Below are 10712 nucleotides of genomic sequence, written 5' to 3' on the forward strand. Positions count from 1 at the left end.
TAACGAATGACGGCTTTGTTTGAGAAATTTCCAATAAGTTGCTTCAAATTTCAGAAAGAAATCATCAATTACGCAGAATAATTCGGTACTATTGAACATCAGGACTAGGGCTTTAGGTTTTGTGTGGTAACTCAACTGATGGCTCTAGTCCTCTTATTTTTCAAGTCATTTTCTTATCCGCGATTCGGGTTAATTAATAAAAACTATTAATGTATTTTTATCCTTTTTGCATAGGGTGATTTTTCAGAATTGAATTTTAATTTATATAACTCATTTTTTATATTGATTTAACCCAATTAAGTGTTTTTTCGACTATCTGCTGTTGTCTCTAAAAACTTTCAATATCCAGTATTTTTGTAGATAAATTGTCAATTATTCCACTTATTGGTAGTTATTCGGATTTCCAGAGTCGTAGATCATGTTGTTCTATTTTGGACACTGATTGCAAAAGGATTTTCCAATGGAAAGATCAGATAATAAGCATTCCGTCATTACTGTAGCAATCTGCTTCTTAATTGCGGTGATTGAAGGGTTAGATATTCAGGCAGCCGGTATTGCTGCAGCGGGTATCCGTGAAGCTTTTGGCTTGGATAGTTCTCAGTTAGGGGTATTTTTCAGCGCCGGAATTTTGGGATTATTGCCAGGGGCATTGATTGGTGGACGCTATTCAGACCGAATTGGCCGTAAAAAGGTGCTGATCTGGTCTGTGGGCGTATTTGCCGTATTTACCTTATGTACCGTATGGGTTAACAGTTTCAATACTTTGCTATTGGTCCGTTTTTTAGCGGGGGCGGGTTTGGGTGCAGCCATGCCAAACTTGATTACGCTGGCATCTGAAGCTGTAAAACCGGAAAATCGTGGCCGTGCGGTAGGTTTGATGTACTGTGGTATGCCAGTCGGGGCGGCCATTTTATCTTATGTGGCGAGTCTGGACTTTGGTTCCAACTGGAAAAATATCTTTTATCTGGGGGGCTTACTGCCAATTATTGTGCTCCCAATCATGATGAAATTTTTACCGGAATCACGTGAATTTTTAAAAGCGCAAAATACCACGGATAGTACAGCAAGCACGCAGGGTTCTTTTAAGGATTTGTTTAACCGTAGCAACTTGATGCGTACCGGATTAATTTCACTCAGCTATTTCTTCACCTTGATGGTGGTGTACATCATGTTGAGCTGGTTGCCTTCACTGTTTATGGAACTCGGTTTTAGCCGTAAAGAAGGCAGTACCGCGCAATTCTTCTTCATGGTCAGTGCGACGATTGGTACGATTATTTTAGGTATGTTGACGGACCGCTGGAAAAAAGCCTATGTCATCATTTTGATGTACGGTGGTATTTTGGCGGGTTTATTCTGTCTAAATGCAGCCAGCTCATTGACGCAAATGTATATGGCTTCAGCCTTGGTTGGTGCATTCGTGATTGGTTGCCAAGGTGTGCTCTACGCTTTCGGGAGTATTGTTTACCCGACGGAAGTCCGTGCAACAGGTGTAGGCATGGCCTCAGCGGTAGGACGTGTGGGGGCGATGCTTGGGCCAGCCATTGCAGGTCAACTGCTTGCCGCAGGTTTTGGAGCAGCAGGTGTCATATCAGCTGCCATTCCTTGTATCGTGATTTCAGCCGTGTTCATGTTGATTTTGATTCGCCGTTTACAAACTCAATCTTAATGCTTTGATCGCTAAAATAGCTCGCTCTGGCGGGCTTTTTTATTTTTAGGTATCTCTAGATGTTCACCCTACAAAGAAAAATTGCTCTTAGGCAAAGCCTGAAGATTTGGCAAAATTTGCTTCATGAGCATGATTCTTTTCCTGTACAGTCATTTTATTTTTACCCTGCAGCCTAAATACTCAAATTTATTTTGTTATAAGCTTAAGCAAAATCACAATAGGCAAATACTGGACTGCACATTATGCAAAAAAATACCGCTTTGATTGTCGTCGATGTACAAAATGGTTTTACTCCCGGGGGGAACTTGGCTGTGGCCAATGCTGATCAGATCATTCCAAACATTAACCAATTGGGCCAGTATTTTGACAATATTGTGATTACTCAAGATTGGCATCCACAGAATCATGTGTCCTTTGCTGAAAATCATGTCGCCAAGCAGCCGTTTGAAACGATTGAACTGGATTATGGCACTCAGGTTTTGTGGCCTGCACATTGTGTTCAAGGAACCGCGGATGCCGAGCTACATCCGGATCTTGATTTACCCACGGCACAACTGGTGATCCGTAAGGGCTCACATGTCCATATTGATAGCTATTCTGCTTTTCTAGAAGCAGATCAGAAAACCACAACCGGTTTGGCCGGCTATTTGAAAGAGCGCGGGATTGATACCGTGTTTATTGTAGGTATTGCCACAGATTTTTGTGTGGCCTGGACAGCAATCGATGCCTGTAAACTGGGCTTTCAAACCTATGTCATTTCTGATGCCACCAAAAGTATTGATCTAAATGGTTCACTACAACATGCCTGGCAAGACATGCTGGCAGCAGGTGTTAAGCGTATTTTGCTGAAAGATATTGTTCAAGCGGTGGCTCATCAATAAATACAAGGTATGGAATAAAGCTGCTATTTGGCTAGATAGATGTGATAAAACGTGCTTTCTAGATCAGTCCGCATAAATCATGGATGTACGCTATGTCTGCTTTTTTGCGATTTACGCAATTTATTCAAAAAACCTTTGCCTTGTGGGTGGTGCTCTTTGCCGGTATTGCCTTAATGGTTCCGGAAGCATTTGTCTGGCTGAAAGCCTATATCATCTGGATGCTTGGCATTATCATGTTTGGTATGGGCATGACCATGACGGTTGCGGATTTTAAAGGGGTATTGCAAAGTCCCAAAGCTGTTTTGATTGGCGTGCTTGCCCAGTTTATTGTCATGCCGGGCTTGGCTTATGCATTATGTCAGCTGTTTCAATTGCCGGCTGAAATTGCCATTGGCGTGATTTTGGTGGGATGTTGCCCCGGCGGAACCGCCTCCAATGTGATTACCTACATGGCCAAAGGTAATACCGCCTTATCGGTTGCCTGTACCTCGGTTTCGACGCTGTTAGCCCCTGTATTAACACCAGCAATTTTCTATCTGCTGGCCAGTCAGTGGATTGAAATTAATGCTTTGTCGATGCTGGGTTCAATTCTTCAGGTGGTGCTGTTCCCGATTATTTTGGGGCTGATCGTCCGTTCGCTGTTCAAACAAAAAGTGGATGCTTATATTCAGGTGATGCCGCTGATTTCCGTGATTGCCATTGTGGCGATTGTCGCGGCGATTATTGCGGGCAGTAAGGCGCAAATTCTGGAATCCGGAGCGCTGATTTTAGGCGTGGTGGCGCTGCATAATGGTCTGGGCTATTTGCTCGGTTTCTGGGCCAGCCGCTTCTTTAAACTTCCTTATGCAGACAGTAAAGCGATTGCGATTGAAGTCGGCATGCAAAATTCAGGTTTAGGGGTGGCTTTAGCCGCAGTGCATTTTGCCGCTTCACCGCTGACTGCGGTACCGAGTGCCATTTTCAGTTTATGGCACAATATTTCAGGCCCTGCTTTAGCGACCTATTGGGCGAGTCGGACTAAAGATCAAGAACCAAATAATGATAAAGCATAGCGTAAAAGATATTGAACAGCATTGAAAAAAAGGGGAGCAATTGCTCTCCTTTTTTAGCGCTATAGAATAGCTGTAAACAGAAAAAACACTTCATTTGTGACAATTAGATTTCAATTTCGCATGATTTTTCCTGTATTAATGCGATTTGTAACATAAGTGTCATAACAGCTGCCTAACATGCCGGCTAAAGACTTTAGAAGCAGACTGTTCAACAGCATTGAGAGGGTATGGGAAATTTTCAGCATTCATCAGAGACTTATTTTAACCGTGAATTGTCACTGATTGAGTTTAATCGGCGGGTTTTGGCACAAGCACTAGATGATCAATTACCGCTGCTTGAGCGTCTGAATTTTTTGATTATTTTCTCACGTAATCTGGATGAATTTTTTGAAATCCGAATTGCCGGTTTAATGAAGCAACGGGATCTAAATGCTATTGCCCGAACACCAGATGCGATTCCAACCGAAGTGGTCTTAGAGGACTTATCCAGTCTGATTCATCGCACAGTACAACGTCAGTATGAAGTGTTGAATCATGCCATCTTACCTGCGCTACAAAGCGAAGGGATTCAGTTCATTCAATATCAAGATATTTTAGAAAAGCATAAGGCATGGATTAGTCAGTATTTTGCCAAAGAAGTCCAACCTGTTTTAACCCCAATCAGTTTAGATCCATCGCATCCCTTTCCACGTTTGGTCAATAAGAGCCTCAATTTCATTGTCAGTCTGGAAGGGAAGGATGCCTTTGGTCGTGCCATTGAAATGGCAATTGTGCCGGCACCACGCTCCTTACCACGCTTGATTACCATTCCCAAAGACGTGGCAGGCAATGCGGATACTCAAATTTTCCTGACCGCAATTATTCAACAGCATATTGATGATTTATTTCCGGGCATGAAAGCCAAAGGATGTTATGCCTTTCGGGTGACCCGAAATGCGGATTTGATTTTGTCAGAGGATGTTGATGACCTTGCAGTGGCGTTAAAAGATGAATTGTCATCGCGCCGTTTTGGTCGAGCGGTGCGTTTGGAAATTGAAGATGATTGCCCGGCACAGGTTATTGATTATCTATTAGATGAATTTGATTTAACCGAGCAAGAGCTTTATCGCATTGATGGTCCAATCAATTTATCGCGCTTAAGCACCAGTTTTAATCGTCCCGAATTGAAATATCCGGTTTATACACCAGTTATTCCAAAAGTTTTGCGTAAACAAACGGGATTGTTTGACCTGCTAAAAACGCAGGATGTGTTATTGCACCACCCTTTTGATTCCTTTCAGCCAGTGATTAATTTACTGCGTGAAGCGGCGAAAGACCCAAAGGTACTGGCGATAAAGCAAACGCTGTATCGCAGTGGACCAGATTCTGAAATTGTGCAAGTGCTTGCCGAAGCTGCGCGTAATGGTAAAGAAGTCACGGCAGTGATTGAACTGCGTGCGCGCTTTGATGAAGAATCTAACATTACTGTTGCCAATATTTTGCAAGAAGCTGGGGCTGTAGTGGTGTATGGCATTGTCGGCTATAAGACCCATGCCAAAATGATTCTGATTGTGAGCCGTGAAAATAATCAACTGCTGCGTTATGCCCATTTAGGCACAGGAAACTACCATGCTGGCAATGCGCGTATGTATACCGACTATGGCTTAATGACCACGCAACCAGATATTTGTGAAGATGTGCATCGCATGTTTCAGGAACTGACAGGTATGGGCAAGATGGCGAAACTTAAAGCTTTATTGCACGCACCTTTTACCTTGCATGCGGAACTATTAAAACTGATTGAACAGGAAATTGCCTGTGCTGAAGCCGGTAAAGCAGCACGAATTATTGTTAAAGTGAATGCACTGACGGAGCCTCAACTGATTGCCGCTTTATATCGAGCCTCGCAAGCAGGGGTACAAGTGGACTTAATTATTCGTTCAATTTGCTGCCTGATTCCACAAGTGAAAGGCATGTCGGAAAATATTCGAGTGCGTTCCGTGGTGGGACGTTTCTTGGAACATACCCGCGTGTATTATTTTGAACAGGGTGGGGAGAAACGTTTGTACTGTGCAAGTGCCGATTGGATGGGGCGCAACCTGTTTTCACGAGTAGAAACCTGTTTTCCTATCTTGGATAGTCGTCTGAAAAAACGCATGATTAAAGATGGTTTGTTGAATTACTTACAAGACAATCAAAACGCGTGGGTATTACAGTCCGATGGACAATGGCAGAAAGTTCAAGCGAAAGTAGAGCAGCCTGTCCATAGTGCACAGCGTTATTTAATCGAACAGAAAGTCCTGACTGTTTGAGTTGATGCTACAGAAATAAAAAATCCCGAACGATGTCGGGATTTTTTATTTCAACATCAAATTTTAAAATTATGATGCTTTAGATTGTTTAGCTTTCAAAATTTCTGTTCTGAAGGTTTGTGCCAGTTCAGCCACTTCACCATCCATACCGTTCATCATAAAGGCATGGCGGGTCAAGACATTGTTTGGGTTCGGCATGCTGACCAATTGATAACGGTCTGAAATTTCTTTCAGTAATTCATTGGGTAAATGCAGGGCACTTTCTTTAGCGACCAAATGTTGTACCAGACGTTCAGCTGCCTGTACCGGTGTCAGATGCATCGCTTCCACATGGCTGGAAATGGCGCTGCGGGTTTGCAACACAAAACGTTTTTCTTCGCGATAGCGTTTGTACAGCACATCCGACAGTAACTGGAATACGGTACTGATCATTACCAGACATTGCACCGCATTTGGGGTTTCAACCGACATGCTGACGGTAGCACCTTGTTCATCAAACTTGTGCACGGTGGCAATATCTGAACTATTTAACTTGTAGTGTTGTACACACAATTCAGCCGCTTTATTCAGGAAAATCTGGCATAAATTAAAATAAGGCACAGAAACCGTTTTATTCACCGAATCCATGAGCTGTTTAGGATCATAGAACTGAATATTTAAGGCGATGCAGTTGTCATCCAGAACCACAGGCTTGGTTTCTTTGACTTTTGTTTTGACCGAGGTCTGTGCCTGAGCAATTGCTACAGCCGCATTGTGCTGTTCCTGTTCCAATGCTTGGGTCAAGGTTTGAATTTCATGTTTCAGGCGCGATTCATTATTAATACGCGCTAAATATTCGGTACGGCTTGGGCGGGCAATCGCGCGATAAGCTAACCATAACAAGCCATGAATCAGCAGGGATAATAAAATCGCCAGCCATTGTGTCCGTAAAATCTCACCAATGCTGGATTTGATCAAGGTAATTTCAATGGTACCGACTTTCTTTTCATTTTGTAGGGCTTCACGAACAAACACTTCGCCTTGACGTGTTTTGGTCAGACCACCTGTTGCCAGTACCTGATTATTCGCATCCAAAATACGAATAGAAGCCACACTCGGGTTAGTTGCATAACGGTCAGCCAGTAATGCCAATGACACCGTATTGGCCGGTTCAAGCTCGGATAGGCTGTCTGTGACCAGTTGCGTGGTCATCAGCTGTCCTTGACTGGCGCGGTTTGCATTCAACTGATGCGTTGTCGCAAGTACCAGTAAAAAGGTGTGTAAAGCAAAACTTACAATCAGTAGGCTAGCAAATAGCCCTTGTCTAGGCGCATTCAACGTAAACTTCCAAGGCATTTATGTTCAAATTCGATTATGATTCTAACAATAGTTGTAGCTCAGATCCGAGTCAATTCATGCGAGAAATCATTCTTATATCATTTTTGGGACCAGACCAGCCTAATCAATTTACACGATTAATGCAGGTATTGTCCGTACATTCTTTACAAATTCTGGACGTTGGACAAGCCGTCATCCATAACCAACTGACTTTAGGTATTGTTGTTTCGTCAGATGACCAAACTGCTACAGCATTAGCCATGAAGGAGATCTTGATTCTAGCACATGATATTGGCTTAACAGTGCGCTTTAAACCAATCTCTACATCAGAATATGATCAATGGGTCAGTGAAGGTGGTCAGACTCGCTATATCGTGACCGCATTGGCGCCTGAACTCAGCGCTTCGCAGTTACAGGCCGTCACCAATATTGTGTCTAACCAAGGCTTTAATATTGAAACTGTAACGCGTCTGTCGGAACGTCCAAAGCTATCGAGTCAAAGCGATGGGCCGAAACGTTCTTGCGTGCAATTTGGCTTAAAAGGACAAATGCTGGATGCGACCGCCATGCGTGCGGCATGCTTGCGTTTATCTAGTGAACTAAGCGTTGATGTCGCGGTGCAAGAAGATAATGCCTACCGCCGTAATCGCCGTTTAGTCTGCTTCGATATGGACTCGACCTTGATTGAGCAGGAAGTGATTGATGAATTGGCCATTGAAGCCGGAGTTGGTGCACAAGTGGCTGAAATTACTGAACGTGCCATGCAGGGTGAACTGGACTTTCAGCAAAGTTTCCGTGCCCGTGTCGCCTTACTGAAAGGAATGGATGCGTCTGTATTGCCTAAAATTGCGGAACGCCTGACCGTGACTGAAGGGGCAGAGCGCCTGATTTCCACCTTAAAAGCCTTGGGTTATAGAACTGCGATTCTGTCTGGCGGTTTCCAGTATTTTGCTGAATACCTGCAAGAAAAACTGGGCATTGATGAAGTACATGCCAATATTCTGGATGTACAAGATGGGCAAGTTACTGGCGAAGTCAAAGGTCATATTGTCGATGGTGCCCGTAAAGCATTCTTGTTGCGTGAACTGGCCGATAAAATGGGTATTTCATTGGAACAGGCAATTGCCGTGGGTGATGGCGCGAATGACTTGCCGATGCTCTCTATTGCCGGTTTGGGTGTAGCTTTCCGTGCCAAACCACTGGTTCGTCAAAATGCCAATCAGGCCATTTCAAGTGTAGGTTTGGATGGGGTGCTGTATCTGCTTGGTGTGCATGACAAAGATTTGAGTCGTGCCTAAGTATTCAGCCTAACTGTTGAAGTTTATAGACAAAACGCGACAATTATGTCGCGTTTTTTTGCTTTAAAAACAGGCAAAATGCGATGAACGGTAGATTGTGATTGCCGATAAAAGCAGCATTCAACGGATTCCTGAAAAAAGTTTTTTTAATGCTTAAAATGAGTTGTTTTTTTGTAATGACACGGCAAGTCTGTATCTATCTCACTTCCAGAAAAAGTTAAAAATAAAAAAATGTAATGACAAAATAATATTGCGACAACGTGTGTCGCTTGCTGAAAATACAAGACTTTTTTTCTGAAAAAAACTCCGCATAATGCTTGCATAGAGATTGATATCAACATATTCCATTATTTATTCACGGTATCGGGGATTTGATTGAGACCGATTTAACAGTGTCGAAATCCTATCTAGGACGGAGGTTTTTATGGTTACAGCGAATTTACCAAGCATCGTTGGCTTAAGCTTGATAGCGGCCGCTTTGATAGCTGTTTTCTTCTCGCCTTATCGTCGTTTGTTAAGCTTTATGTTTGCAGGTATGCTGTTTTGGGGATTGATTGAAGCGATTCGTTTCAGTACACAACTGGTTTTTGATTTACCCATGGCATACAGTTATCTGACAGCGCTCATGTCGGTGATGGTCATTGTGACCATGCTGCTGTTGCGTGAAGATCGCCGTGCAGAACGTGCTTTAGCAAAACGACGTTGTATTGAACATACACCAGTCTATGAAGATGAACAGCAACAATATTCAAGCCGCTAAATTGAAGAAAAATTCTAAAAAGATGTGCTTAAGCACATCTTTTTTTATTCATTATTGTTATACAAAGCCTTACTTCAAAAAACATAACTTATGATAGGATAAGTCGTCAATTTTCCAACAATTACAATAGGCTTAAATGTCATGAAACTATCTTCGATTCCTGTCGTAAAATTACCACTGGTCGATGTAAGCACGGATCCGCTTGATTTATTAGTTGCGGGCTTAGCTTTGCGTATGAAGCAATTGGCTCGTACCAGCCCAAAATTTATTGAGCTGGTTCATGAACGTCAGTTTCGCATTCAGATTGGGACAGATTTAGGCGTTGCACGCCAAATTATTGTGAACAATGGTCAAATTGACACTGTATCGGGCGATGCTGAAAAAGCCGATTTTATTTTGCAGTTTGCAGACAGTGAGCAGGGTGTAAAAACCTTAATGAAAGGTGATCCAACTGCTTTTATGACTGGCATGCAAAATGGCAGCATCAAAATGGAAGGTGATTTTGGTCTATTAGTTTGGTTCAATAAAGTTGCAAAATTGATTCCACCAAAATTACCGCAACCGGTGAAAGAAAAAGTGAAACTGGTTCGCTCATTTATTCGTGAAAAAACAGGTAAATAAGATTTTATGCCTTTCATTCCCCTTCTTTAAAAAAGGTGAAAAGCGCTGCTTTGCAAGAGATCAGTCATAAAAAAAGCCCTCGGTTGAGGGCTTTTTTTATGACTGATCTCTTGATCTGTTTATTCAACTTCCAGATTAAAAGTCACTGGGCCATCATTGACCAAATGCACTTTCATGTCAGCAGCAAAAATACCGGTTTGCACATGTTCAAATTGGGTTTTGGCATAGTCGACCAAGGTTTCATATAAGGCTTTGGCTTCACTCGGGGGCATGGCCGGGCCAAAATCTGGGCGCAAGCCTTTCTGGGTTTGAGCCATTAACGTGAATTGAGATACAAGTAGTAAACCACCACCAGCTTGGTTGACATTCCAGCCCATTTTGCCTTGCTCATCATCAAAAAAACGATACTTCAATATCTTATCAATCAGCTTTTTGCCTTTTTCAAGATTATCGTCTTTACCAAGCCCCAGAAAAACCAAAATGCCGTGATTGATTTCACCGGTCACTTGACCATCGACTACAACTTTGGCTTCAAGTACTCGTTGTAACAAGGCACGCATATATATGTCCAAAACGGTTCATTTAAAGAAAGCGATGATTGTAGCAAAGCTCGGCTTTTGATGAATGTTATTTGATGGTTTTTTAGGCTTAATTTATTGAAAAATAAATGGTTAATTTTTAATAATCTAATTATGCGACTTAGATTCTCAAATGAAGTGCAACAGAGATTAAATTATTGGAAGGAAGCAAGATGAGCTAGCATTTTGCTTCCGACCGACCAAAGTCAAAGTTGCATCATGAACTATACTCATCTCACTCTAGAAGA

At 42.5% G+C, this 10712-nt stretch carries 9 protein-coding genes and 1 pseudogene; 7 read left to right on the forward strand and 3 right to left on the reverse strand.

Annotation, left to right across the window (positions count from 1 at the left end; genetic code table 11):
* A pseudogene (locus FB6_RS00265) lies at nucleotides 1-99 on the reverse strand (IS982 family transposase); the annotation flags it as partial.
* Nucleotides 100-460: 361 nt separating this feature from the next.
* Here FB6_RS00265 and mhpT point away from each other — a divergent pair.
* The 4 genes from mhpT to ppk1 all read left to right on the forward strand — a co-directional run bounded on the left by mhpT (nucleotide 461) and on the right by ppk1 (nucleotide 5890).
* Nucleotides 461-1666, forward strand: coding sequence for a 3-(3-hydroxy-phenyl)propionate transporter MhpT (gene mhpT / locus FB6_RS00270; RefSeq protein ID WP_174558081.1), 1206 nt, complete (start codon nucleotides 461-463; stop codon nucleotides 1664-1666).
* 242 nt (nucleotides 1667-1908) lie between these two features.
* Entirely contained in the window at nucleotides 1909-2547 is a 639-nt protein-coding gene (pncA, locus tag FB6_RS00275; RefSeq protein WP_174558082.1) for a bifunctional nicotinamidase/pyrazinamidase, read from the forward strand.
* 92 nt (nucleotides 2548-2639) lie between these two features.
* Nucleotides 2640-3599, forward strand: coding sequence for a bile acid:sodium symporter family protein (locus FB6_RS00280; protein WP_174558083.1), 960 nt, complete (start codon nucleotides 2640-2642; stop codon nucleotides 3597-3599).
* A 227-nt stretch (nucleotides 3600-3826) separates the two neighbouring features.
* Entirely contained in the window at nucleotides 3827-5890 is a 2064-nt protein-coding gene (gene ppk1, locus FB6_RS00285) for a polyphosphate kinase 1 (RefSeq protein ID WP_174558084.1), read from the forward strand.
* Between the two features lie 69 nt (nucleotides 5891-5959).
* Here the strand turns inward: ppk1 and FB6_RS00290 are convergent, their stop codons facing one another.
* A complete protein-coding gene (locus FB6_RS00290; RefSeq protein WP_174558089.1) occupies nucleotides 5960-7207 on the reverse strand; it encodes a hypothetical protein in 1248 nt (415 codons plus the stop codon).
* A gap of 77 nt (nucleotides 7208-7284) precedes the next feature.
* Here FB6_RS00290 and serB point away from each other — a divergent pair, with 77 nt between their 5' ends.
* The 3 genes from serB to FB6_RS00305 all read left to right on the forward strand — a co-directional run bounded on the left by serB (nucleotide 7285) and on the right by FB6_RS00305 (nucleotide 9886).
* Complete coding sequence (gene serB / locus FB6_RS00295; protein ID WP_174558085.1) at nucleotides 7285-8505, forward strand: phosphoserine phosphatase SerB; 1221 nt, start codon at nucleotides 7285-7287, stop codon at nucleotides 8503-8505.
* Between the two features lie 424 nt (nucleotides 8506-8929).
* Nucleotides 8930-9265, forward strand: coding sequence for a ciprofloxacin tolerance protein AciT (aciT, locus tag FB6_RS00300; RefSeq protein ID WP_174558086.1), 336 nt, complete (start codon nucleotides 8930-8932; stop codon nucleotides 9263-9265).
* Between the two features lie 141 nt (nucleotides 9266-9406).
* Nucleotides 9407-9886, forward strand: a complete 480-nt coding sequence (locus FB6_RS00305) for an SCP2 sterol-binding domain-containing protein (RefSeq protein ID WP_174558087.1) — start codon at nucleotides 9407-9409, stop codon at nucleotides 9884-9886.
* Nucleotides 9887-10005: 119 nt separating this feature from the next.
* Here the strand turns inward: FB6_RS00305 and dtd are convergent, their stop codons facing one another.
* Entirely contained in the window at nucleotides 10006-10446 is a 441-nt protein-coding gene (dtd, locus tag FB6_RS00310) for a D-aminoacyl-tRNA deacylase (protein WP_174558088.1), read from the reverse strand.
* Nucleotides 10447-10712: the final 266 nt, after the last annotated feature.

The organism is Acinetobacter bouvetii (assembly GCF_902753875.1).
Taxonomy (GTDB): Bacteria; Pseudomonadota; Gammaproteobacteria; order Pseudomonadales; family Moraxellaceae; genus Acinetobacter; species Acinetobacter bouvetii_A.

Bases quoted from the DNA above. Each gene is read 5' to 3' on its own strand.
- serB (WP_174558085.1), top strand. From the start codon at position 7,285: ATGCGAGAAATCATTCTTATATCATTTTTGGGACCAGACCAGCCTAAT.
- ppk1 (WP_174558084.1), top strand. From the start codon at position 3,827: ATGGGAAATTTTCAGCATTCATCAGAGACTTATTTTAACCGTGAATTG.
- mhpT (WP_174558081.1), top strand. From the start codon at position 461: ATGGAAAGATCAGATAATAAGCATTCCGTCATTACTGTAGCAATCTGC.
- pncA (WP_174558082.1), top strand. From the start codon at position 1,909: ATGCAAAAAAATACCGCTTTGATTGTCGTCGATGTACAAAATGGTTTT.
- FB6_RS00280 (WP_174558083.1), top strand. From the start codon at position 2,640: ATGTCTGCTTTTTTGCGATTTACGCAATTTATTCAAAAAACCTTTGCC.
- FB6_RS00305 (WP_174558087.1), top strand. From the start codon at position 9,407: ATGAAACTATCTTCGATTCCTGTCGTAAAATTACCACTGGTCGATGTA.
- dtd (WP_174558088.1), bottom strand. From the start codon at position 10,446: ATGCGTGCCTTGTTACAACGAGTACTTGAAGCCAAAGTTGTAGTCGAT.
- aciT (WP_174558086.1), top strand. From the start codon at position 8,930: ATGGTTACAGCGAATTTACCAAGCATCGTTGGCTTAAGCTTGATAGCG.